Genomic DNA, 22,365 nt, shown 5'->3' with positions numbered 1-22,365 from the left:
AAAGAACAAACAAGAAAGGAAGAAATCGTATGAAAAAAGCATTGCTGATCGTTAACCCTAGTTCTGGAGGAGAAAAAGCAAAAGAATATGAAGAAATGGCAGAAAACAAATTGCGTACTCTTTTTGATGAAGTGACAGTTTTGCATACGGAAAAAAGTGGGGATGCGACGAAGTTTGCGCAAGAAGCTGCCGCCGATCAAATCCATAGTGTCTTTGCGATGGGCGGGGATGGTACGGTGAATGAAGCTATCAGCGGCTTGGCAGAACAAGCGCATCGCCCCAATTTTGGCTTCTTTCCATTGGGCACAGTGAATGACTTAGCCCGAGCGTTGGACATTCCTTTAGAACCTGAAGAAGCGCTGGAACATCTTTCAATCGAATCAACCAAGTCGTTAGATATTGGTAAGATCAATGATCAATATTTTATGAACGTTGTTGCGATCGGAACGATTCCAGAAGCCATCAATGATGTTGATCCTGAAAAGAAAACCAAACTAGGCAAAATGGCTTATTTTGTTTCAGGTTTCAAGCAACTGACGAATACGCAATCCTATACGTTCCGTGTAGAAGTTGACGGTGTAGATGAAGAAATCGAAAGTAGTACACTGTTGATCGGTTTGACGAACTCAGTCGGTGGCTTTGAAACACTTTTACCAAAAGCCGAAATCAATGATGGTAAGCTGCACTTCGTATATTTGAAAGATCGTTCATTTATGGATACCTTAAAAGCCGTTCCTGATCTGATCAAAGGCGTCGATGCGACGACTGAAAATCTTGCTTATCAGACAGCAGAGAAGTTAGTGATCTCTTTAGTAGATGAAGAAGAGTTAGCAACAAATATCGATGGCGATGAAGGAACAAAGCTTCCGGTAACGATCCAAGTATTACCGTCTCATTTATCCGTTTATTGCTAAAAGTAAAAGCGAGTAAACTGTGTCTCAATCGCAACTAGACCAACGGTGTAAAATCAAGAAGAGGACGATCGAAAATCGAAAAAGAACGATTTAGTGAGTGAACAAATTCACTGGATCGTTCTTTATTTTTGCGTTTTTTTGTAAATGTTCGATGAATTTGTTAAGAGGATCGCTTGAAGTTTTTCACTGATTTTTTTAAAAGAACAGACGTACCAATGTGTCAGCTTATCAAAGAAAAGAACCCTTGTTTTACAAATGATTTACAATCTTCATTTACTCCTATCGTGAAGTCCATTAGAAATTTACATTGAATCCATAAAATAAGAGATGTACCAAATAAAAAACAAGGGAGTTTACCACACATGTTTTGGAATAAAAGACGATTGAAAGTTATTAGTGCGATGTTTTTCATGACCGGTTTATTTTTATTAGCTGGGTGCAATTCCAATGCTCAAGCAGATGGCGAAAGTCAGAATTCTTCCGAACCAATCAAGATTGCTTTTTATCCAAATGAATCAGCAAGTGAATTTGAACAATCAAGAAATGAGATCCAAACGATCGTATCAGAAGCAACAGGTAGAGATGTCGAGATCGTCATTAGTACAGATTATAATATCGTGATCGAATCGATTGCGAACGGACAAGTAGATTTAGCGTATATGGGACCAGATGGTTATATTGAAGCCAATCGTAAAAATGAAAATGTTCAAGCGTTTCTAACAAATTCAGGTGCGAGTGGCACGCTGGAAGATGCCGTGTATTACAGTTTTATCGTAGTTAACGAAGAAGATACGGAAGAGTACCAAGAAGATGGTGAATATACACTTGAACCAATCGAGGGCAAAACTTTTTCATTTGTATCTAATTCTTCCACTTCTGGTTTTAGAGTACCAAGTCAAGCAATCGTTGATCAGTTTGGACTTGGCAGCTCAGATGAGTTGATCATTGATGGCGACTTCTTCAATAAAGTACTTTTCGGTGGTTCACACCAAGGTTCTGCGGTGAACTTGCTTAAAGGTGATGCCGACGTAGCAGCATTTATGAACATGGCTCAATATTTTGATGTCGTGGAAGGCGAAGCAAATCAAGCGGGTGTCGTTTACCAAGTCAAAGCAGATGCAGAGGCACCATTTGATACAGTGAGAGGGAAAAAAGCACGTGTGATCCATTCGATCCCTGTGTTGAACGGTCCACTCGTTGCCAACAGAGATAATTTGGATGAAGAAACTGTCGATAAAATCACTCAAGCAATGATGAGTGAGGAAGTGACAAACAATGAAGCAATCTTTTCACCGAAAGACTCTGAATCAGTTGGGCTATTCCAGAAAGAAGCCGATGAACAGTTCGTTGAAGTCACTGACAGTTTCTATGACCCACTTCGCTAAGAAGTAGAAAGGACGAGCCATGCTATTACAAGTAGACTCGATTTCAAAAACGTATAGTAACGGAAAACAAGCGCTAAAAGATATTTCCTTTCAACTAGAAAAAGGAGAATTTGTTTCGATCATCGGACCTTCTGGTGCAGGAAAATCCACGATTTTGCGTTGTATCAATCAGTTGATTTCTGCGAATGAAGGAGCCGTTTACTTTGAAGAAGAAGATATGCAGCATCTAAAGAAGAAGCCGTTACGCTTGAAACGTAGAAGGATCGGTATGATTTTCCAACATTACAATTTAGTCAGTCGCCTCACAGCCGTTGAAAATGTCCTTCATGGCAGACTTGGATATAAGTCTGTCGTGAAAGGATCGATTGGGGTGTATAACGAAGCAGAAAAACAGGAAGCTTTCGATTTATTAGAAAAAGTCGGCTTGTCAGAGTTTGCGTATACGCGTTGTGATGAATTGAGTGGTGGACAAAAACAACGTGTCGGAATTGCTCGCGCATTGATGCAACGTCCTGCATTGATCTTATGTGACGAACCGATTGCCTCTTTAGACCCTAAATCCTCAAAAGTCGTGATGGATTATTTGCAACAAGTGACAAAAGAATTGGCGATTGCTTGTTTAGTCAATCTCCACCAAGTAGAAGTCGCAATTGATTATTCTGATCGAATCATTGGTGTGAACAGTGGCAATGTCGTGTTCTCAGGAAAACCAGAAGAACTGACAACAACAGAGATCAATCAGATTTATCAGTCAGACGAATTGTTAGTATAGGAGGGGTGTCGATGGATAAGGCGCTGAATCAAGATCTTTTTCGAAAAAAGAAGCAGTTGTTATTTGTGACACTCTTCAGCTTTGTTGTCGTGTACGTTGTCTTTTCGCAATTTGTTGGTTTTCAATTTGGGACGGCGGCTGTAGCTATTCCTCAGAGTTTTGTCTGGCTGTTCACCAATTTTATCCCGACAGAAAATTCGATCCAATCATTGCCATTGATTTTATCTAAATTAGTAGAAACGGTCTTGCTGTCGATCACAGCGACGATGACTGCTACAGTGCTCTCATTGATCACCGCAATCATCGGCTCGGAAACGACTGGTCTGAATAAAGCGACAAAAACAATTGCAAGGGTATTTGCTAGCTTTTTCAGGAATATCCCGATCGTCGTATGGGCAATGGTCTTACTATTGAGCTTCAAGCAAAATGAATTTACCGGCTATTTAGCGATCACCTTTACGACATACGGTTACTTGACACGCTCGTTTATGGAAACGATCGATGAGGTCGCTGGCAGTATCACGGAAGCAATGACAGCGACTGGTGCTTCTTACTTTGCGATCATTTTCCAAGGTGTCTTACCCATGGTCTTTGGTCAGCTGATCAGTTGGATATTATTCATGATCGAAAACAATATCCGTGATGCGACATTAGTCGGCATACTAACAGGAACAGGGATTGGTTTTCTATTTGATCTCTATTATAAGAAATTTCGCTACGATATGGCAGGAATGGTCATCTTGACGATCGTCATCATCGTGATCGCATTGGAACTTTCGTCCAATAAAATTAGGAGGATGATTCACTGATATGGTCCAACGACAAAGTGAGCTTGAATTGGCGGTGACAGAAACCGTCTTGACACAACCAACGAAAATTAGACGAAACTCAAAAAAGAAAATCCGGATTCGTGTATGGAAAACGTATCGGGTCGTACCTTGGGTCTTGTTTACTCTACTGACCAGTGTATCGATCTATACGTTATTAACGATGGATTATGGAGAGGTTGTATTACTAGATGCGACGAGACAATTTTTTACAGACTTGCAACGGATTTTTCTCCAGCCAAGACTTTCTGGTCGTTTCTCATTGGAAACCTTGTTGCAAGCTTTAGGGGTGACAGTCGGTCTAGCAGTGATCACCACATTGCTCGGGGGAGTAACAGCTTTCTTGATGGCATTGTTCACAGCAAGGAATATCAGCCATTCGGGCATTTCAAACGCAATCCGAACAGTGATGTCCTTCATTCGGGCGGTGCCGACGATCTTATGGGTCATGATTTTCTCGATTTTGATCGGTTTAGGCGCCAATGCGGCAATCATTGGGATGTCTTTCCATACGATTGCTTATCTAACGAAAGTCTTTTCTGAGAGTATCGAAGAAATCGATGCTGGCGTGATCGAAGCGTTACGTGCGTGTGGCGCAAGTTGGTGGCACATTGTTTTCCAAGCGATCGTTCCTTCTTGTATGACAGCCTTGCTTTCTTGGTTGTTTATCCGCTTCGAGATCAACTTTACGAATGCAATCGCTGTTGGTGCCGCCGCTGGAGCGGGTGGATTAGGCTTCCAACTCGCGATGACAAGTAGTTTTTATTTTGATTTTCATGAGATTGGTGTATTGGTGTATATGATTTTAGCAGTGGTAGCGATCTTGGAAGTCGTGGCGATCAGACTACGGAAAAAATATATCATCCATGCTTGATTGAGAACAAAAAATTGATTGGGAAAAGGAGAGGAGAAAGTCGAGTGAAAGCAGATTTACACATTCATAGCTATTTTTCAGATGGCAGTAGTTCGCCAGAAGAATTACTCAAATTAGCGTTAAAGCATCAAATAAATATCCTGTCCGTCGTGGATCAAGACACTTCGGCAGGATTAGCTCAAATCAGACAGGTCTTCGCTCCTTCTCCAATCAATTTTATTGAAGGTATCGAAGTGACTGCTTACGATTTCAAACGCCATCAACAGGTACATATCTTAGGATATAACTTGACGAATTATCAGTACATCGAGCAGCTGTGTGAACCTTTGCGTGCGGCACGCACGAGAAACACACTGCGCCAATTGAAACGAATCCAAACTGAAGGATTTCGTATCAAAGAAGAACAGGTGCGACAGTTTGCAAAACAGGCGCCTGCTCTTTACAAACAACACATTGTCTCTGCACTGATCAAAGCAGGATATGATACATCAATCAACGGGCATCTTTACCGCAAGTTATTCAAACAAAATGATTTTGGTCAAGAAGAGACCGAAATGATCGATGTCTATGAAGTCATCCAAGCCATCAAGCTAGGTGGAGGCATGTCAGTTGTCGCTCATCCAGGAAAATTGGATAGTTTTGATCTGATTCCTGAACTCGCTTCATTTGGCATCCATGGCATCGAAAAATACCATCCAGAACATAGCCTGAAAGATCAAAGAAGGGTACAGGAGCTGATTGAACGCTTCCAGATTCGTTGCTTCGGCGGTTCTGATTTTAAAGGGAAAAACGGTCCAGATTATTTTGGCGAATGTATGATGTCCAATGTGCGTGAATTTCCTGATGAGCTATTATTAGATGCTCAGATGCAAGCAAACTAGATTTTTATCTTCTATTTTTATCCGATACTTAGCCCCCCAGCTAAAAAGACGGTTCTTTCATTGGCGCGATTACCTTAGCGCTTTTGGAAGAGCGTTTTTTTATGTACATAAAAATTTCTGAGGTATGGATCATTTTTTCGACTGCTTAAAAAAAGATGTTGGCAGATTTTACCAACATCAAAATTGCAACGGTTAGCTGTGACTGAAAGACAGCAGTATATTTTTATAGTGTTGATCAATCTAGCGCATCAACAAATCGCTGCGTGATTTCTTGGGGGCGGGTAATGGCACCACCAACCACGATTCCAGCTACGCCTAAAGTTTGGATCTCCTTGGCTTGTTGTGGAGTATGGATTTTTCCTTCTGCAATCACAGACACATCTGCTTCTAGGAGGCGTTTGATCAAGACCATATCAGGACCGTCTGTTTCTTCACTTTCTTCGGTATAACCGCTTAATGTCGTTCCGACAAAATCGATCCCGGCTTTATGTGCATTGATTCCTTCTTCAAATGTAGCAATGTCTGCCATGAACAATTGATCAGGATATTTTGTTTTGATTTGTTCAATGAATTCGTTGATCGATAAGCCGTCATGTCGCTTGCGCAACGTGCAATCAAGTGCGATCACTTCGACACCAGTTGCTACTAACTCATCCACTTCTTTCATCGTTGCGGTGATAAACGGTTTTTCAGGAGGATAGTCTCGTTTGATGATGCCAATCATCGGCAAATCAACTGTCGCTTTGATCTCTAAAATATCTCTGACTGAATTTGCCCGAATGCCAACTGCTCCAGCTTTTTTTGCGGCTAATGCAAAATAAGGCATCAAACCACCTTCTTCTGAATAAAAAACTTCGCCAGGTAATGCTTGGCAAGAAACGATCAATCCCTGATTGATTGTTTCTAAAAATTCTTGTTTATCCATTTGTCAAAAACTCCAATCTGAAAACAATAATAACCCATTTCTACCAAAAATATAGCATCCGCTTTCATAAGTGTAAAGGGAAAGGGCTTTAGTAAAATCGCCACTTATTGAAAAAAACAATAGTTTACAAAAGAAGAAATAACCTTTTTTCGTATATACTGAAAAAGTTCTTGATTTTTTCTTAAATTTTAGATATGATTTTAACAATTTAGGGTTATTTAAAAGAAAAGGGGAAGAAAAATGACGAAGTATCAACGAAAGGTATTATTATCAACATCGGCGGGTATTGCTTTAGAAAATATGGATATTATGTTTTTAGCTTTTTCATTATCTTCAATGATTGCAACTTTTAATATTAGTGGAACGCAAGCAGGTTTGATTGCAACGATCACTAATTTAGGGATGCTCGTTGGAGGTATTTTTTTTGGATTGATGGCAGACAAATACGGTAGAGTCAAAGTGTTTTCACAAACCGTCATTTTGTTCTCAATTGCTTCATTATTAATGTATTTTGCATCGAATATTTATCTTGTCTATCTCTTTCGCTTCATCGCAGGGATCGGCGCTGGTGGGGAATACGGCGCATGTATGTCTCTGATTTCTGAAAGCTTTTCAAAGAAACAAATCGGCCGTGCGTCTTCTGTTGCCGCTATTGGTGCACAAGTTGGGGCAGCTCTGGCAGCAATCTTAGCAGCGGTGATCATTCCTTTATTTGGATGGAAAATGCTTTACGTCATCGGTGTATTACCGGTCTTGATGGTTTTGTTTATTCGAAAAGGGTTAAAAGAACCAGAAGCATTTGAGGAAACAAAAGAAACTGGTAAAAAGACAAAGCTTAGTCATTTGTTCCAAACGAAGCAATTGGCGTGGCAAACAACAGGTTTAAGCTTAATGGTTACTGTACAGATCGCCGGCTACTTTGGGTTGATGAATTGGCTGCCTTCGATCATGCAAGCACAACTTGGTCTATCGGTATCTGGCTCCTCTTTATGGATGATCAGCACGATTTTAGGTATGTCATTAGGAATGATGACATTCGGGATCATCATGGATAAAGTTGGTCCAACATTAGCGTTTGGCTTATTCTTGATTTGTTCCTCTCTGTCTGTCTTTTTACTTGTCCTTGCGCATAGTCAATGGAGTTTAGTTGCAGCAGCAGTAGTCGTGGGCTACTTCATCAATGGTATGTATGGTGGTTATGGTGCAATCATCAGTAGTTTGTATCCAACCGAGATCCGTGCAACAGCGAATAACTTTATCATGAACTTAGGCCGTGCAGTTGGTGGTTTCTCATCGATCGTGATCGGATTTCTAATGGATCATTATAGTTTGACGGCGGTGATTCTATTTTTAAGTGGTATTTATTTAATCAGTTTGGTTGTCTTGATGACTTTATCAGGAGTGAGAGATCTAAAAACGAGCTTACAACAATAGGAGATCGATCTAAACATAAGAACAGATTGAGGTTGTATCAGAAGCATTAAAAAGGGGCGAAATCAGCCCCCAACTTACATAACAAACATATTTACTATTTTAAAGCTACTATATGATGTTTCTTTTTTTATAAAAAATAGAATAGATTATTAAAATAAGTCTAAACTATTTTTTCTCTAAACATGGTATGATTGAAGTAACTCGATTTAAAAGTAGGAGAAGATCAATGGAAAAAAGTATGGCAAACATCAACCGCTTTAGAGATGATCGGAATTGGCGTCAATTTCATAATGAAAAAGATTTGGCGATTTCGATTTCTTTAGAAGCATCAGAACTATTGGAATTATTCCAATGGAAGCAACCAGAAGAAGTCACAACGGCTCAACTTGAGCGAATCAAAGAAGAACTAGCAGATGTGCTGATCTACTCTTATATGATGGCGGACAATCTAAATTTAGATATCGACACGATCATTGAAGAGAAGTTACAAAAGAATGCACGTAAATATCCAGTAGAAAAAAGTAAAGATAAAAAAGAAAAATATACGGAGCTATCATAGGTAGAGCATGATTGGAGGAAAAGAGATGAATAAAAAGGGAAGAGTCAAAAAGTGGCTCGTCAATTTCCTGTTGTTTCTACTATTATTAGTAGGATTAGCTTTGATTTTTAATGAACAGATCAAAGACTTTTTTGTTAAAAACACCGGAGATGCGTACGCCATCGCTAACGTATCTCGTGAAGATATCGTAAAAAACAATCAAAAAGACGCAAACTTTGACTTTGATTCGGTCGAGTCAATGAGTTCAGAAGCGGTATTGAGAGCCCAATTGAATCGACCAGATCTACCGGTCATCGGAAGTATCGCTGTACCATCCGTTTCGATCAACTTACCGATTTTTAGAGGATTGGATAATGCGAACTTATTATACGGAGCAGGAACTTTAGATCCGGATCAAGAAATGGGGAAAGGGAACTACGCCTTAGCCAGTCACCGTGCTAACAATCCAGAACTACTTTTTACCCCATTAGAAAATCTAAATTTAGGGGATAAAATCTATATCGTCGATTTAGAAAATGTCTATACGTACAAAGCGACATTTAAAGAAAAAGTCGATCCTTCGGCAACAGAATTATTGAATATCGAAGAAGGAAAAGAATTGATCACCTTAATCACTTGTGGTGACATGGATGCCATCACACGCTTAGTCGTCCAAGGAGAACTCGAAAGCATCACACCAATGAAAGAAGCAACCCAAGAAATGAAAAACGCCTTTGATATGCCAACGAGAACGTTTTAAGAGAGGTTGTGAGAAAGCCGTTCACCTCCAACTAATAAGGCAACTTTTGAGAAAATAGTTTTTTTATTTTTTCAAAAGTTGCCTTATTTTATTCGTATGTTGCCAAGATTGTTTTTACAGGATGCTGAAAAGTTATTCCTTTCTAAAAAAATAAAAATTATGAAAAGGGTTGCATAACTAATGTAATAGTGATATAGTAAATGTAGTTAATCGATGGATTGTTACTGTTCGGCAGGCAAAACCAGAATTCAGCTAGTACTTACGGGCGGATTCTAGGTTTTTTTTATTTTTTAGTTGGGAGGGCGATGTAGATGGTCATAGAAAAAGTCTTGAATAATAATGTCGTCATTTCAAAAAATGAATTAGGCGAAGAAATCATCTGCATGGGGAAAGGCATTGCTTTTCAAAAAAAATCAGGCGATACGATCCCTAATGAATCGATCCAAAAAGAATTTGTGTTAAAAGATTCTTTTACCACGCATCAGTTCCAACAATTGATGGCGGATGTCCCGCTAGAAGAAATCGAGCTTGTGAAACAGATCGTGGATCTCGCGGAAGAACAACTAAAAATACAATTGTCGCCAAACATCTATTTAACACTGACAGATCACATCCATTATGCGATCAGTCGGGCAAAAGAAAACATCGAATTACCTAACCCTTTACTATTTGAAACCAAAAAGTTTTATCCAAAAGAATATCAAGCAGCTAAACAAGCCCTTCAACTAGTTGAAGCAAAGCTTGGTGTGAGTTTGCCAGCGGATGAAGCAGGTTTCATTGCCTTTCATTTCGTCAATAGTGAACAAGGGAATGGGGATATGCAAGTAACGATGGCGGCAACGAAAATGGTGCGAGATATCTTAAGCATCATCAGTAAATTTTTCGGTATCGTCTTCGATGAAGATTCCTTGAATTATCAACGAATCATCACACATTTACAATTTTTCACGCAACGGTATTTAAAAGATGAAACATCGGACGAGAAAGACGAATTTCTTTATGCACTCGTCCAAGGAAAGTACCCAAAAGCGTTTCGCTGTGTGGAACGTATCAATGAATATCTTGTACAAACGCAACAAAAAGAGATGGGACCAGGAGAACAAATCTATCTGACGATCCACATCCAACGCGTAGTAACAGAAAAACAAACCCAATCATAAGGATTGTTACTGGATCAGGCAGGCAAAACCTAGATTGAAAATATGGACACGTCTAGACACGTGACCGTTTTTTCAATCTAGGTTTTTTATTTTTTATCAAAAAGAAAGAAGGAACGAATATGGATAATCAAGCAGTAGGACGGAGAGTCTGGGAAGCCGTAGGCGGAGAAAAAAATGTAAATAGTTTAGTGCATTGTGCGACAAGATTACGTTTCAAATTAAAAGATGAATCAATGGCAGACACACAGAAATTAAAAAATGATCCAGATGTGATCCAAGTCGTGCAAAGTGGCGGCCAGTATCAAGTCGTGATCGGCAGTAATGTGTCGGATGTCTACCAAGCAATCGTTGATGAACAAGGTTTAGGTGAAGGCGTAAATTCAGATAGTGAAGATACAAGTAAAAATCCGTTGAATCGATTGATCGATATTATTTCAAGTATCTTTACACCGTTTTTAGGTGCAATGGCAGCAGCGGGGATATTGAAAGGTTTCTTATCACTTGCGACAGTATTAGGTTGGTTGGCAGCTGATAGCGGCGCTTATCAAATCTTGTTTGCAGCAGCAGACGGAGTCTTTACTTTCCTACCAGTGATGTTAGCTTTTACGGCTGCAAAGAAATTCAAGACCAATCAGTTTTTATCGGTAGCGATTGCTATGGCGTTAGTCTATCCAGCAATCACACAGTTAGCAGGTTCAGGGACGGCAGTTGACTTTTTCGGTCTACCAGTGATCTTGTCTCAATCTGGTTATACTTCTTCTGTTATTCCGATTATTTTAGCTGTATGGGTACAAAGTAAGTTTGAACCACTTGTGAAGAAAGTCATTCCACAATTTTTACAAATGATTTTTGTACCAATGATCGTCTTGTTAGTGATGGTTCCTTTAACATTTTTAGTATTAGGACCAATTGGAACCGTTATCGGTAATGCGTTAGGTGGCTTATTCAACTCGATCTACAGCTTCAGTCCATTAGTTGCTGGGGTCATCATGGGTAGTATGTGGCAAGTGTTAGTTATGTTCGGGATGCACTGGGGCTTTGTGCCAATCATCTTCTTGAATATTGAACAATATGGGTTTGATGTCTTGATGCCAATGCTTTTACCAGCAATCTTGGCTCAAGGTGGTGCAGCACTAGGTGTCGCTTTACGCACGAAAGATTCAAAACTGCGTTCATTAGGGATCTCTTCTATGATCACTTCATTTTTCGGTATCACTGAACCAACTGTTTATGGTGTTACTTTACCATTGAAAAAACCGTTTATCGTTGCTTGTATTTCAGGCGGTATCGGCGGAGGAATCATTGGTTTTGCCGGAGTTAAAGCATTCTCTAGTGGCTTGATCAGTTTACTAACGATCCCAACATTTATCAGTACTGATCCAGCACTTGAATCAAGTGTCACAATGGCAGTTATCGGTACGGCTGTTGCCTTTGTTCTTGGCTTTATCGGTACTTACTTGATTGGCTTTGATGAGGAAGTACAGGACCAAAAATTAGAAAAAACAGAAACAACGACTGGTGATACGATCAGTACCGCACGTCATAACTTGAAAAGCCCATTGACTGGAAAAGTTTTACCATTAACAGAAGTACCGGATAAAGTTTTTTCTTCTGGCGCAATGGGAAAAGGGATCGCTATTGATCCTGAAAAAGGCGAATTAGTTGCTCCAGCAGAAGGGGAGATCACGACGATTTTTCCAACAGGTCATGCAGTTGGTTTGACAACGACAGATGGAGTTGAGATTTTGATGCACATCGGGATGGATACTGTGGAATTGAACGGTGAAGGATTCGAAACGTTCGTCAAACAAGGAGATAAAGTAAAAGCAGGGGACTTGCTTGTCCGCTTTGATATTGAGAAAATAAAAGCAGCAGGCTATAGCGTCATCACCCCTGTTGTCGTAACAAATACTGATCACTTTGCAGATGTGTTAGAACTTGATCAACAAGAAATTATTGCTAATGAAGATTTTCTGGCAATTGTAAAATAAAAGGAGGAAAACAACAATGGTAGCACGATTCAAAAAAGACTTTTTATGGGGTGGCGCAACAGCCGCAAATCAATTAGAAGGTGCTTTTGACCGCGATGGCAAAGGCTTATCAGTAGCAGATGCAATGCCTGGAGGGAAACAACGTTTTGCGGTTATCGGCAGTGAAGAATTTGATTGGACGATCAATGAGGAGAAATACCTTTATCCAAACCATCGTGGGATCGAACACTATGATCGCTTCAAAGAAGATATCGCGTTATTTGCGGAAATGGGTTTTAAAAGTTATCGCTTTTCGATTGCTTGGACACGTATTTTTCCACAAGGGGATGAACAAACACCGAATGAAGCTGGCTTAGCTTTTTACGATGAGTTGATCGATACTTGCTTGAGCTATGATATCGAGCCAGTCATTACGATCTCTCATTATGAAATGCCGTTACACTTGGCAAAAGAATATGGTGGGTGGAAAAATCGACAATTGATCGAGTTTTATGAACGTTTTGCTCGTACCGTATTAGAACGTTACAGCAGTAAAGTGAAATATTGGATGACGTTCAACGAAATCAACTCTGCTTTTCATTTCCCAGCATTGAGTCAAGGGTTAGTTAAAAGTAATGGGGCAAGTGACTACCAAAATATTTTCCAAGCATGGCACAATCAGTTTGTCGCTAGCAGTAAAGCGGTGAAAATCGCACATGAGTTGCGTCCTGACATCCAAGTAGGCTGCATGGTCATCTATGCAACGACTTATAGTATCGATGCAAACCCGATCAATCAAGTCGCAACATTGATCCAAAACCAAGAGTTCAACTTCTTCTGTACAGATGTGCAAGTACGTGGAGAATATCCAGCTTATACAGCACGTACGTATAAAAAATATGGAGTAGACGTTGACAAATTAGAGCAAACGGAAGAAGATTTCCAATTACTAAAAGAGTATCCAGTCGACTATATCGGCTTTAGTTACTATATGTCATCAGCCATCGATGAAACGAATCCAGATGCGGACACATCGAATGGGAACTTACTAGGTGGGGTGAAAAATCCATTCCTTGAAGCAAGTGAGTGGGGATGGCAAATCGATCCTGAAGGCTTACGTGTGGCATTGAATGAATTATACAACCGCTATGAAAAACCATTGTTTATTGTCGAAAATGGTTTGGGAGCCATCGATAAAGTGGAAGAAGATGGAACAATCAATGATGACTATCGTATCGATTACTTACGTCGTCATATTGAAGCGATGGCCGACGCAGTTGCCGATGGCGTCGATTTGATGGGCTACACGCCATGGGGCTGTATTGATTTAGTTAGTGCATCGACAGGTGAAATGAGCAAACGTTACGGATTTATCTATGTTGATCTCGATGATGAAGGAAATGGCACTTTAGCGCGTTCAAAGAAAAAATCTTTTGATTGGTACAAAGCAGTCATAAAAACGAACGGTGAAGAATTATAAAAAATAACGACTGGGCCATTTATGATGGAAAGCGTTTTAAGAAATGAATCCTTGTGTATTTAGTAATCAGATGAAAATGCGAATAAAATTCTATTCGTTTTTATAAATGATGTTTATGTTATTAAATCAAGGATATAACAAAGGTACTAAAAAAGTATAAGAATAAGCTTGGATGTTTTGTTATGTCTAAGCTTATTTTTTGTGCTTAGGTAGACCAATTATCAATATTTCTATTTTTTTTTTCGTTTATTTATGTTATTCTTTTACTAACATAAAGGTGAAAGGTGAAGCCATGAAAAGAACGCGTGTACTATATCTAGAAGTAGCAGACAAGATAAAAGAGGATATTTTTTCAGGAAAATATCCGGTGGGGAGTATGTTACCGACTGAAAATGAATTAGAAGAATTGTTCCAAGTGAGTAAAATCACTGTTCGCAAAGCGATCGAGTTATTAGCAACGGATGAATATGTCGAAAAGAAAAGTGGTCGAGGCACAACGGTATTAAGCAATCGTCCATATAATCGATTATCCAAAGCGGAAAGTTTTACACAGATCTTAAAGGATTCTCAATATGAAGTCTGTAAGGAAACGATTGGTTTAGAAAAGATCAGCATCAAAAAAGATGATCCGTTGTATTCGATGTTCGGTTCAGCTGCCGTCTGCTTCAAGCGTTTGTACTACTTGAATGATCAACCGTATATCTATTTTGTTCACTATTTGCCAAAAGATATGAATAAAATGAAACAAAAAGAATTTGATAAAGAATCATTATATCGGTTGTTAACGCAAAATAACCATATCATCGACTCTTTTTCAGATGATTTTTCTGCTACGTTTTTAACAGATGAAGAAAAAGAATTGTTGAAGACAGATTCAGAGATCGCAATCAAGCGAACACGTCGCTCAACGACGGAAGATAAAGAAGTGGTCGAGTATTCAGAAGCGATCTATCATACAGATCTCCATCCTTATCATATCAATTATGAAACATAGACAATAGTAATGAGGTTGTGACAGAAGTGTCCAGCTCCGAGAAATAAGCCGAGACACCCGAAAATTGTTCTTCAAATTTTTGGGAGTCTCGGCTTATTTCTGAAGGAGTTGCTTCTGGCAGACTGTTTATTCATTTTTAAGGTTAAAATCAAAATGAATTTTATTTTTATCCCCGACGCTTTTTTGTCAGAATAATCATATATTTCAATGAAAATGTTTACATTACATCGTTAATATGTTATCTTTTATTTAAACATTATAATGTTTTGATAAAAGGGGGAGTAAAACATGGATAAATTTGTAGGGTTGATTGAACAAAAAATTATGCCGGTGGCGAATCGGATCGGTACACAACGTCATATGACAGCGATTCGAAAAGGGATCATCGCGACGATGCCATTAACGATTGTCGGGTCATTCTTTACGATCTTATTGAATATTCCGATCGAGTCAGTCGCTTCGGTCATTGAACCATATCGTGCAATTTTAGATATTCCGTTTCGTTATACAGTGGGGATCTTAGCTTTATATGCTACCTTCGGGATTGCCTCTTCATTAGCCAAGAGTTATCGTTTAGATTCATTAACTGCTGGGATCTTAGCTTTGATGTCGTTTTTGATCGTCGCTGCGCCGCCAACTCAAGTGTTGGAGGACCTTGAAGGAATCTCAGCCGGTCGCTACATCAATATTGCTAATCTTGGTTCAGGTTCTTTATTTGGGGCCATCGTAACAGCTATATTATCCGTAGAAATCTATCGCTTCTTTATTGAAAAGAAAATAACGATAAAAATGCCAGATGGCGTACCGCCAGAAGTAACCAATTCATTTGTCGCATTGATCCCAGGAGCCGTGATCTTGATTTTCTTTTGGGTCATCCGTCATTTACTTGGTTTTGATTTAAATGGTTTCTTGAGTCAATTATTGATGCCGCTTAAAGGGGTATTAGCAGGAAATAGTTTATTTGGTGGACTACTTACAGTCTTCTTGATTTGTTTCTTCTGGGTGTTAGGGATCCATGGACCAGCGATCATGGGACCAGTGATCCGTCCGTTTTGGGATATCTCGATCGCTGAAAATATCGATGCATTCAATGCAGGCACGAATGCCCATGACATGCCCAATATTTTTACAGAACAATTTTTACAATGGTTTGTTTGGATCGGTGGAGCGGGTACGACCCTTGCATTAGTCGTCTTGTTCATGTTTTCCAAATCCAAATATTTGAAGAGTTTAGGTCGGTTATCGATCTTACCTGGTTTATTCAATATCAATGAACCGATGATTTTCGGAGCGCCAATCGTTATGAATCCAGTCTTAGGGATTCCGTTTATCATAGCACCATTAGTAACAACGACCTTATCTTATATCCTGACGGTAAGTGGATTAGTACCAATGATGGTCGCCCGATTGCCTTTTGCGATGCCAGCGCCTATTGCGGCTTGGATGAGTACGAATTGGAGTGTGGCCGCGGGTCTATTAGTGGTACTCAACTTCTTCATCACGCTTGCGATCTACTATCCATTTTTCAAAGTCTTTGAGAAACAACAGTTGGCACGAGAACAAGAAGAAGAAAAAGCAGAACAAGACTCGATCCAGATCACAAATGGTATCACAAACGAGTAAATAGACAAGAAAGCAGGAATAAATATGAAACGTTCACTAGGAATCTCTCTTTACCCGGATCATAGCGATCCCCAAGAAGATCATGCGTATCTTAAAATGGCACACAAATACGGTTTTACTCGAATTTTTATGAGCATGTTAGAAATAACTGAAGATACAGAACAAGTCAAACAAAAATTTCAACAATTGATCGAATATGCTGCTTCGCTTGGTTTTGAAACGATTTTAGATGTGGCACCCTCGATTTTTGAACAGTTGAATATTTCTTATGACGATATGAGTTTTTTTCATGAGTTAGGGGCAGACGGCATTCGTCTGGATCTAGGGTTTGATGGCAGAAAAGAAGCATTGCTGACTTACAATCCATACCAGTTAGCGATTGAGTTGAACATGAGTAATGATGTGGCTTATTTAGAAAATATTTTGAGTCACCAAGCAAATACACCATTTTTATACGGCTGCCATAACTTTTATCCGCAAGCAGGAACAGGACTTCCATATGAATTTTTTGAATCGTGCAGTCTTCGTTTTAAACGCCAAGGCATCCGCACTGCTGCGTTTATCACTTCTCAAACCGGAACGATCGGTCCTTGGGATGTGAATGATGGATTACCGACATTGGAAATGCACCGCCAGTTAGGCGTTGTTCCAGCTGCCAAGCATTTATTTGCGACCAATCTCATCGATGATGTCATTATCGGCAATGCCTATGCTTCAGAAGAAGAGTTGCAAGCTCTAGGTGCAATCGATCGATATCAGACTGTTTTGGCGATTGATTTTCTTCCTCAGATCAATGAAGTTGAGCGAACGATCGTTTTGGACGAGCAACACGTGCGTAGAGGTGATATTACGGAACAAGTGATCCGTTCAACTGAAGTAAGAAAAACGTATCAAGCGGATGCCAATCCTCCGCATGACAATGAACAGCTGTTTCAACCAGGTGACGTAGTTATTGGAAATGATCACTTTGGGAAATACAAAAATGAGTTACAGATCGTATTAACGCCACATCACGATCCAAGAAAAAATAAAGTTGGTTCCATAGTTGCGGATGAACAAGTGTTATTATCTTTCGTCCATCCTTGGTCAAAATTCAAATTTAAAGAAAAGTAGGCGTTTGCGATGTTTGATTTAATCATAAGAAATGGCAGAGAGTTAGGAAAAGAACCAGTGGACATCGGTGTGAAGAATGGCAAGATCGCGCTGATCAGTCAGCAGATCGAAGAGTCGGCAAAACAAGAACTAGTACTGTCAGCTGAACAGTATTTATCCGCAGGTTGGATCGATGACCATGTCCATTGTTTTGAGGAAATGACTTTATACTATGATTATCCAGATGAAATCGGGATAGAAAAAGGCGTTGCGACGGTTATCGATGCTGGGACAACGGGTGCAGAAAACATCCATACCTTTTATGAACACGCGAAACAAGCAAAAACAAATGTTTTCGCTTTACTGAATATTTCCAAATGGGGTATTGTTGAACAAGATGAATTAGCAGATTTGTCAAAAATCCAAAATGAACTGGTTCATCAAAAACTAGAAGAATTGCCTGATTTTATTGTAGGGCTTAAAGCACGGATGAGTAAAACGGTCGTGGGTGAAAATGGCATCACACCTTTAAAATTAGCAAAGAAAATCCAAAGCCAAAATGATGGCTTGCCTTTAATGGTCCATATTGGTTCTGCTCCGCCGAACTTAGAAGAAATCTTAGCGAATCTGGAGAAAAATGATGTGATGACTCATTGCTTCAATGGGAAATCTAACGGCATCATCGATCAGTCGACCAACGAAATCAAACCGTTTGTCAAAAAAGCGATTACTGATGGGATCGTGTTTGATATCGGGCATGGCACGGATAGTTTCAATTTTGATGTCGCTGAAGCTGCACTTAAAGCAGGGATCAAAGCCGATTCGATCAGTACAGATATTTACATTAGAAATCGCAAAAATGGACCGGTGTATGATTTAGCGACGACTATGGAAAAACTGTTTGTCGTTGGTTATTCTTGGGAAGAAATCCTTGAAAAAGTAACAAGTGCGCCGGCGAAGCAGTTCAATTTGACAACGAAAGGTCACATCAAAGAAGGCTTTGATGCAGATTTTACGATCTATACTTTCCATGACCAAGAAAAGCAATTGACAGATTCGAATGGCAATACACGTACGACCATACAGCAAATCATCCCTGTAAATGTGATTGTAGGAGGCATCAACTATGACTGTAACTTATGAAAAATTTGGTTTGAATGAAGTGATCAATGCTTCTGGTCGGATGACGATCTTAGGTGTCTCCACTTTGACCGAATCGGTGTTAGAAGCCCAACGTTTTGGGGGCGAACACTTTTTTGAAATGGCCGACCTGATGAAGAAAACCGGTGCCTATTTGGCGCAGCAATTAGAAGTGGACGATGTACAAATCGTTTCTTCAGCTTCTGCTGGCATCGCTCAATCGGTAGCTGCTGTTATCGGTCAAGGTTCGTTGTATCATGTGCATCATCCTTACGATGAAACAATCAAACGTAGAGAAATCATCTTACCAAAGGGACATAATGTCGATTACGGTGTGCCAGTAGAGTTGATGATCCAACAAGGTGGCGGGCATGTCATCGAGGCGGGGTATGCGAACCAATGTACACCTGAACATATCGAACAAATGATCACTGAACAAACAGCGGCTATTTTGTACATCAAAAGTCATCATACGGTACAAAAAAGTATGCTGAGTGTGGCGGAAGCCGTTGCTGTCGCTAATAAGTACGAGTTACCATTAATCGTTGATGCAGCAGCTGAAGAAGACTTGCTGAAATATACTGCACTAGGCGCTGATCTAGTGATCTATTCAGGTGCCAAAGCCATTGAAGGTCCAAGTGCCGGCATGGTGATCGGCAAAGAGCCGCTTGTTTCTTGGGTACGTCTTCAGTCGCAAGGGATTGGTCGCTCAATGAAAATCGGTAAAGAAAATGTTCTAGGATTTGTCCAAGCAGTCGATGATTATTTAACAAATGGCAGTGAGTCAGGCGAATCGATGAAAAAAAGAGTTCAACCATTTGTTGAAGCACTCGAAAAACTTCCGGGTATCGAGGCTAAGATCGTTCAAGATCCAGCTGGTCGGGAAATCTATCGTGCGAGTATCCAAGTCATTAAGGGCTCAGCAATGGATATCATTAAGCAGCTAAAAGAAAAAGCACCAGTAATTTATACAAGAGACTACCAAGCGAACAATGGAATCATCGAGTTCGATATTCGCTCTGTGACACAAAAAGAGATGGATAAAATCATCTACCGACTAAAAGAAATCTTACAATCAAAGGAGTAATCATGATGTCATTGACCCCAAATTATCTTGAAGATAGAATTTGTTTAAATGTATTGGCTAATTCTGTCGAAAATGCGAAAGAATGTTACGAGGCAGCGGAAGGGCATATCCTATTAGGTGTCTTATCTAAAAATTATCCGAGTGATGACGAAGCAATCGCAGATATGAAAAAATACCAAGAAGCAACTAATAATGCTTTATCGATTGGTTTAGGTGCTGGTGATCCAAACCAAAGCCAAATGGTGACTCGCTTAGCACAAGTACTACAACCTCAACATGTCAATCAAGTATTTACAGGTGTGGGCGCTTCTCGGGCGGTCTTAGGGCAATCTGAGACGATCGTCAATGGTTTAGTTTCCCCGACTGGAAAAGAAGGCTACGTCAATCTTGCGACGGGTCCTTTGAGTAGCCAAGGTCCTGCCGCAATGGTTCCGATCGAAACAGCCATTCGTTTGTTACAGGACATGGGCGGCAGCTCGATCAAATACTTTCCAATGAAAGGCTTAGCGCATAAGAAAGAATATGAAGCAGTTGCAGCAGCTTGCGCAGCATTTGATTTTTATTTGGAACCAACAGGTGGAATCGATCTCACAAACTTTGAAGAAATCGTTCAGATCGCAGTCGATGCAGGAGTCAAAAAAATCATCCCTCATGTGTATAGTTCGATCATTGATCCAGAAACAGGTGATACCCGACCACAAGAAGTTCGTCAACTGTTGGATATGATGAAAAATTTAGTGAAAACAGGTGAGTGATCATGAAAATCGGCGCATTTGGTGAAGTGATGTTGAGGCTGACACCACCTGAAGCTCTCCTGTTAGAACAGACGCACACCTTGCGGATGGCGTATACAGGAACAGGTGTGAATCTAGTCGGAAATTTAGCACACTTCGGAGTAGAAAGTTACTTATTGACGGCATTGCCAGATAATCGTTTGGGAGATGCTGCATTGGCCAACTTGAAGAGTTTGGGTATCAATACAAGGTATGTGATCCAAAAAGAGCAACATATCGGTACTTATTTTGCTGAGATGGGATACGGAGTCAGACCAACAGAAATCACCTATCAAAATCGTAAAAATAGTTCTTTTGGTTTGGCAATGATCACCGATTATGCGATTGCGGACTTTGTCGAAACAATTGATCTGGTCCATATCTGTGGCATCAGTTTGAGCCTAAATGAACATTCAGCGGAAGTAGCGATCGCTGTGGCAAAAACTGCACATGAGCAAGGAAAAAAAGTCTGTTTTGATTTTAATTTTCGCCCTAGTCTAAACCAAGAGCCAGATAAAAAACGAGTGATGAAAGAACGCTATCAAGAAATACTTCCCTATTGCAATGTCATCTTTGGCTCCGTTCGTGATCTATCTGAATTGTTAGAGTGGTCGATGGATGTGTCCAGTCAATCGGCTAAAATTCGCTCATTCCAAGCATTCTTGAGCCATTATCAAATCGAGTGGTTTGCTGGAACGACGCGACACACAACCGACGAGAAAAAACAACTTAGTGGATATCTGTTGAGTCCAACAGAATGGATCGAAACAGAGAGGTATACACTCGATAGCTTAGATCGTATCGGGGCAGGTGACGCATTTGCTGCGGGGATTTTATTAGGCTATAGTGAAAATTGGTCATTGGATCGATCTGTTGAGTTTGCTTTAGGAAATTCCCGTTTAGCTCATACGATCCAAGGGGATGTGCCGTTGACGACTAGGAAGCAAGTCGACCAGTTATTGTCTCACCCAACGATCGATTTGAATCGATAATGAAAGTTATACAAAAAACTGGGAGAAAAACGGTACAGTTTTTCGTAGCTTTTCAGATTCGCTTGACTCTCTATCTGGGAATCAGTATCATAAGTGGCAGATAGAAACAGTTAAATAAAAAAAGGCCCCCCAATTTTTAGTGGCAGCTAAAAATTGAGGGCTTGAGTAGTCAACGCATTGACCAATCAAGTTTGCCATAGTCAATGGAAACCATCGACCGAGTTCATTGTATCGAATCTTAAAAGAGATTGCTAGCTTTTTTGTCGACAAAATGAATAAAATGTATGGGCTTTTATTTACTGTGCCAAAAAGAAGAGGGACAATCGTTCGCTCTTCTTTTTTTGTCCAACACGTATACCCAAGGACGATTGATCTTTGAGCGCAGTGGTGAAAAGTAAGAATTTGAATGACGCCATTCGCGTAATCTCTTATTGATTTTTCCAGACAGTTCTCAAGGATCAAGGCAAGTCGTGCGTCTGACTTCATCAATCATTTAGCTGTTTTCTATCCTTTGTAGAACCATCCTAGAAAAACTTGGTGAACGATAAAAATGAAAGATAACAAAAGAAAAAAAGAGCATTCGCTTTTTGTAAAGAAGTGAAATGTTATCCATAAGAAAGTCGAAAGAAAGAAAATAGTACGAAGTAAGTCATTACATATTTATTATTTTTAGTTATTTTAAAAAAGCCGTTCAACATAATCAGAATAAAAATCATTTGAAGTTAAAACACTATATATAGTGTT

The 22,365-nt window shown here is 39.8% G+C and carries 20 protein-coding genes; 19 read left to right on the top strand and 1 reads right to left on the bottom strand.

Translation table 11 applies throughout. The features are described from left to right. The first annotated feature begins 29 nt into the window (after positions 1–29). The 6 genes from JZO83_RS08600 to JZO83_RS08575 all read left to right on the top strand — a co-directional run bounded on the left by JZO83_RS08600 (position 30) and on the right by JZO83_RS08575 (position 5,653). Positions 30–914, top strand: coding sequence for a diacylglycerol kinase family protein (locus JZO83_RS08600; RefSeq protein WP_206855877.1), 885 nt, complete (start codon positions 30–32; stop codon positions 912–914). A gap of 362 nt (positions 915–1,276) precedes the next feature. Further along, positions 1,277–2,299, top strand: coding sequence for a phosphate/phosphite/phosphonate ABC transporter substrate-binding protein (locus JZO83_RS08595; RefSeq protein ID WP_206855875.1), 1,023 nt, complete (start codon positions 1,277–1,279; stop codon positions 2,297–2,299). A 19-nt stretch (positions 2,300–2,318) separates the two neighbouring features. Continuing rightward, on the top strand, positions 2,319–3,071 hold the full coding sequence (gene phnC / locus JZO83_RS08590; RefSeq protein ID WP_206855871.1) for a phosphonate ABC transporter ATP-binding protein: 753 nt from the start codon (positions 2,319–2,321) through the stop codon (positions 3,069–3,071). Between the two features lie 11 nt (positions 3,072–3,082). Further along, the gene (locus JZO83_RS08585; RefSeq protein WP_206855868.1) at positions 3,083–3,880 is read left to right on the top strand and encodes an ABC transporter permease subunit; all 798 of its coding nucleotides are present in this window, start codon (positions 3,083–3,085) and stop codon (positions 3,878–3,880) included. Between the two features lies 1 nt (position 3,881). Beyond that, complete coding sequence (locus JZO83_RS08580) at positions 3,882–4,772, top strand: ABC transporter permease subunit (protein ID WP_207115503.1); 891 nt, start codon at positions 3,882–3,884, stop codon at positions 4,770–4,772. A 44-nt stretch (positions 4,773–4,816) separates the two neighbouring features. Further along, positions 4,817–5,653, top strand: coding sequence for a PHP domain-containing protein (locus JZO83_RS08575; protein ID WP_206855866.1), 837 nt, complete (start codon positions 4,817–4,819; stop codon positions 5,651–5,653). A gap of 235 nt (positions 5,654–5,888) precedes the next feature. Here JZO83_RS08575 and JZO83_RS08570 read toward each other — a convergent pair whose 3' ends face one another. Next, entirely contained in the window at positions 5,889–6,578 is a 690-nt protein-coding gene (locus tag JZO83_RS08570; protein ID WP_206855865.1) for an N-acetylmannosamine-6-phosphate 2-epimerase, read from the bottom strand. A 240-nt stretch (positions 6,579–6,818) separates the two neighbouring features. Between JZO83_RS08570 and JZO83_RS08565 the strand changes: the two genes are divergently transcribed. From JZO83_RS08565 to JZO83_RS08505, 13 genes are all read left to right on the top strand, one after another. After that, positions 6,819–8,012 carry an MFS transporter gene (locus JZO83_RS08565; protein ID WP_206855863.1) on the top strand — a complete coding sequence of 398 codons (1,194 nt, stop codon included), beginning with the start codon at positions 6,819–6,821 and terminating at the stop codon, positions 8,010–8,012. 226 nt (positions 8,013–8,238) lie between these two features. Continuing rightward, positions 8,239–8,571, top strand: a complete 333-nt coding sequence (locus JZO83_RS08560; protein WP_206855861.1) for a nucleotide pyrophosphohydrolase — start codon at positions 8,239–8,241, stop codon at positions 8,569–8,571. A gap of 25 nt (positions 8,572–8,596) precedes the next feature. Then, on the top strand, positions 8,597–9,310 hold the full coding sequence (locus JZO83_RS08555) for a class A sortase (protein WP_206855859.1): 714 nt from the start codon (positions 8,597–8,599) through the stop codon (positions 9,308–9,310). A 311-nt stretch (positions 9,311–9,621) separates the two neighbouring features. Further along, positions 9,622–10,470 carry a PRD domain-containing protein gene (locus tag JZO83_RS08550; protein WP_206855857.1) on the top strand — a complete coding sequence of 283 codons (849 nt, stop codon included), beginning with the start codon at positions 9,622–9,624 and terminating at the stop codon, positions 10,468–10,470. Between the two features lie 119 nt (positions 10,471–10,589). After that, on the top strand, positions 10,590–12,461 hold the full coding sequence (locus JZO83_RS08545) for a beta-glucoside-specific PTS transporter subunit IIABC (protein ID WP_206859530.1): 1,872 nt from the start codon (positions 10,590–10,592) through the stop codon (positions 12,459–12,461). A gap of 16 nt (positions 12,462–12,477) precedes the next feature. Then, entirely contained in the window at positions 12,478–13,920 is a 1,443-nt protein-coding gene (locus JZO83_RS08540; protein WP_207115502.1) for a 6-phospho-beta-glucosidase, read from the top strand. Between the two features lie 292 nt (positions 13,921–14,212). Continuing rightward, entirely contained in the window at positions 14,213–14,914 is a 702-nt protein-coding gene (locus JZO83_RS08535; RefSeq protein WP_206859526.1) for a GntR family transcriptional regulator, read from the top strand. A 288-nt stretch (positions 14,915–15,202) separates the two neighbouring features. Then, positions 15,203–16,537, top strand: a complete 1,335-nt coding sequence (locus JZO83_RS08530) for a PTS sugar transporter subunit IIC (RefSeq protein ID WP_206859525.1) — start codon at positions 15,203–15,205, stop codon at positions 16,535–16,537. A 24-nt stretch (positions 16,538–16,561) separates the two neighbouring features. Next, positions 16,562–17,650, top strand: coding sequence for a MupG family TIM beta-alpha barrel fold protein (locus JZO83_RS08525; protein ID WP_206859524.1), 1,089 nt, complete (start codon positions 16,562–16,564; stop codon positions 17,648–17,650). A gap of 9 nt (positions 17,651–17,659) precedes the next feature. After that, a complete protein-coding gene (locus tag JZO83_RS08520; RefSeq protein WP_206859523.1) occupies positions 17,660–18,772 on the top strand; it encodes an amidohydrolase/deacetylase family metallohydrolase in 1,113 nt (370 codons plus the stop codon). Beyond that, positions 18,756–19,856, top strand: coding sequence for a DgaE family pyridoxal phosphate-dependent ammonia lyase (locus JZO83_RS08515; RefSeq protein WP_206859522.1), 1,101 nt, complete (start codon positions 18,756–18,758; stop codon positions 19,854–19,856). Before JZO83_RS08520 ends, JZO83_RS08515 begins: the two co-directional genes overlap by 17 nt. A gap of 5 nt (positions 19,857–19,861) precedes the next feature. Next, positions 19,862–20,611, top strand: a complete 750-nt coding sequence (locus JZO83_RS08510; protein WP_206859521.1) for a KDGP aldolase family protein — start codon at positions 19,862–19,864, stop codon at positions 20,609–20,611. Positions 20,612–20,613: 2 nt separating this feature from the next. Next, on the top strand, positions 20,614–21,621 hold the full coding sequence (locus JZO83_RS08505) for a sugar kinase (RefSeq protein ID WP_206859520.1): 1,008 nt from the start codon (positions 20,614–20,616) through the stop codon (positions 21,619–21,621). Positions 21,622–22,365 lie beyond the last annotated feature (744 nt).

Source organism: Enterococcus sp. DIV1298c (genome assembly GCF_017316315.1).
GTDB lineage: Bacteria > Bacillota > Bacilli > Lactobacillales > Enterococcaceae > Enterococcus_B > Enterococcus_B mangumiae.
This window is presented reverse-complemented; position numbering and strand designations above follow the sequence as displayed.

Coding starts and splice junctions, on each gene's coding strand:
- JZO83_RS08560 (WP_206855861.1), top strand. CDS start 8,239: ATGGAAAAAAGTATGGCAAACATCAACCGCTTTAGAGATGATCGGAAT.
- JZO83_RS08515 (WP_206859522.1), top strand. CDS start 18,756: ATGACTGTAACTTATGAAAAATTTGGTTTGAATGAAGTGATCAATGCT.
- JZO83_RS08535 (WP_206859526.1), top strand. CDS start 14,213: ATGAAAAGAACGCGTGTACTATATCTAGAAGTAGCAGACAAGATAAAA.
- JZO83_RS08565 (WP_206855863.1), top strand. CDS start 6,819: ATGACGAAGTATCAACGAAAGGTATTATTATCAACATCGGCGGGTATT.
- JZO83_RS08580 (WP_207115503.1), top strand. CDS start 3,882: ATGGTCCAACGACAAAGTGAGCTTGAATTGGCGGTGACAGAAACCGTC.
- JZO83_RS08555 (WP_206855859.1), top strand. CDS start 8,597: ATGAATAAAAAGGGAAGAGTCAAAAAGTGGCTCGTCAATTTCCTGTTG.
- JZO83_RS08505 (WP_206859520.1), top strand. CDS start 20,614: ATGAAAATCGGCGCATTTGGTGAAGTGATGTTGAGGCTGACACCACCT.
- JZO83_RS08570 (WP_206855865.1), bottom strand. CDS start 6,578: ATGGATAAACAAGAATTTTTAGAAACAATCAATCAGGGATTGATCGTT.
- JZO83_RS08540 (WP_207115502.1), top strand. CDS start 12,478: ATGGTAGCACGATTCAAAAAAGACTTTTTATGGGGTGGCGCAACAGCC.
- phnC (WP_206855871.1), top strand. CDS start 2,319: ATGCTATTACAAGTAGACTCGATTTCAAAAACGTATAGTAACGGAAAA.
- JZO83_RS08545 (WP_206859530.1), top strand. CDS start 10,590: ATGGATAATCAAGCAGTAGGACGGAGAGTCTGGGAAGCCGTAGGCGGA.
- JZO83_RS08600 (WP_206855877.1), top strand. CDS start 30: ATGAAAAAAGCATTGCTGATCGTTAACCCTAGTTCTGGAGGAGAAAAA.
- JZO83_RS08520 (WP_206859523.1), top strand. CDS start 17,660: ATGTTTGATTTAATCATAAGAAATGGCAGAGAGTTAGGAAAAGAACCA.
- JZO83_RS08510 (WP_206859521.1), top strand. CDS start 19,862: ATGTCATTGACCCCAAATTATCTTGAAGATAGAATTTGTTTAAATGTA.
- JZO83_RS08595 (WP_206855875.1), top strand. CDS start 1,277: ATGTTTTGGAATAAAAGACGATTGAAAGTTATTAGTGCGATGTTTTTC.
- JZO83_RS08530 (WP_206859525.1), top strand. CDS start 15,203: ATGGATAAATTTGTAGGGTTGATTGAACAAAAAATTATGCCGGTGGCG.
- JZO83_RS08525 (WP_206859524.1), top strand. CDS start 16,562: ATGAAACGTTCACTAGGAATCTCTCTTTACCCGGATCATAGCGATCCC.
- JZO83_RS08585 (WP_206855868.1), top strand. CDS start 3,083: ATGGATAAGGCGCTGAATCAAGATCTTTTTCGAAAAAAGAAGCAGTTG.
- JZO83_RS08550 (WP_206855857.1), top strand. CDS start 9,622: ATGGTCATAGAAAAAGTCTTGAATAATAATGTCGTCATTTCAAAAAAT.